Genomic DNA, 1,382 nt, shown 5'->3' on the forward strand with positions numbered 1-1,382 from the left:
TGGCGAGGATCTCGGAGACGGGATAGCGCGACTCCCGCCGTACGGCCATGAAGATGCGCGGCATGACCGGGAAGTGGAACGCCATGTGGCACTCGTCGCCGCCGCTGCGGAAGTCACCGAAGTAGTCGACGACGTCCTCGGGCCACTGGTTGGCCTCGGCGAGGAGCACCTTGTCGGGGTACTGGCTGTCGATCTCCTTGCGCACCCGCCGGAGGAACTCGTGGGTCGCCGGCAGGTTCTCGCAGTTGGTGCCCTCCTGCTGGTACAGGTACGGCACCGCGTCCAGCCGGAACCCGTCGATGCCGAGATCCAGCCAGAACTTCAGCGCGGAGATCATCTCCTCCTGCACGGCCGGGTTCTCGTAGTTGAGGTCCGGCTGGTGCGAGAAGAAGCGGTGCCAGTAGTACTGCTTGCGTACCGGGTCGTACGTCCAGTTGGAGGCCTCGGTGTCGACGAAGATGATCCGGGCGTCCTGGAACTGCTTGTCGTCGTCGGCCCAGACGTAGTAGTCCCCGTACGGACCGTCCGGATCCCGCCTGGACTCCTGGAACCACGGGTGCTGGTCGCTGGTGTGGTTCATGACGAAGTCGATGATCACGCGCATGCCGCGCTGGTGGGCCGCGTCCACGAACTCCACGAAGTCGGCCAGGTCACCGAACTCCGGCAGGACGGCGGTGTAGTCGGAGACGTCGTAACCGCCGTCCCTGAGCGGAGACTTGAAGAAGGGCGGCAGCCACAGACAGTCGACCCCCAGCCACTGCAGATAGTCGAGCTTGGCGGTCAGGCCCTTCAGGTCGCCGACGCCGTCGCCGTTGCTGTCCTGGAAGGAGCGGACCAGGACCTCGTAGAAGACGGCGCGTTTGAACCAGTCCGGGTCCCGGTCCCTCGCGGGCGTGTCCTCGAAGGTGTCCGGAACGGGCTCATTGACGATCATATTGTGGGTGACCCTCCGATCTGCGGGTTGGACGGTCGCAGGACGGTGAAGACATGCGCGGGCCTATGACCCGGTTCGAGGCGCACATAGTTGGCCCTGCCCCAGTAGTAGGTCTCGCCGGTGAGCTCGTCGCGCACCGGCACGGACTCGTGCCAGTCCAGGCCGAGTTGCGGCATGTCCAACGAGACCGTGGCCTCCTGGGTATGGCGGGGGTCGAGGTTGGCGACCACGAGAACCGTGTTCGATCCGCTCCGCTTCGAGTAGGCGATCACCGCGTCCTTGTCGGCGTGGTGGAAGTGCAGATCGCGCAGCTGCCGCAGGGCGGGGCTGCGGCGCCGGACGTCGTTCAGCCTGGTGATGAGCGGTGCGATGGTGCGGCCCTCGCGTGCGGCGGCTTCCCAGTCGCGGGGTTTGAGCTGGTACTTCTCCGAGTCGAGGTATTCCTCAC

The 1,382-nt window shown here is 65.6% G+C and carries 2 protein-coding genes; both read right to left on the minus strand.

All coding sequences use genetic code 11. The features are described 5' to 3' along the window. A partial coding sequence (locus IE244_RS41455) for an alpha-amylase family glycosyl hydrolase (RefSeq protein ID WP_268252942.1) occupies nt 1-934 on the minus strand: 934 nt, incomplete at its 3' end. Then, a partial coding sequence (locus IE244_RS41460; protein WP_191878756.1) for an alpha-glucosidase C-terminal domain-containing protein occupies nt 931-1,382 on the minus strand: 452 nt, incomplete at its 5' end. The genes IE244_RS41460 and IE244_RS41455, both read right to left, overlap by 4 nt.

The sequence above is a fragment of the Streptomyces filipinensis genome (genome assembly GCF_014649495.1).
Classification (GTDB): Bacteria; Actinomycetota; Actinomycetes; order Streptomycetales; family Streptomycetaceae; genus Streptomyces; species Streptomyces filipinensis.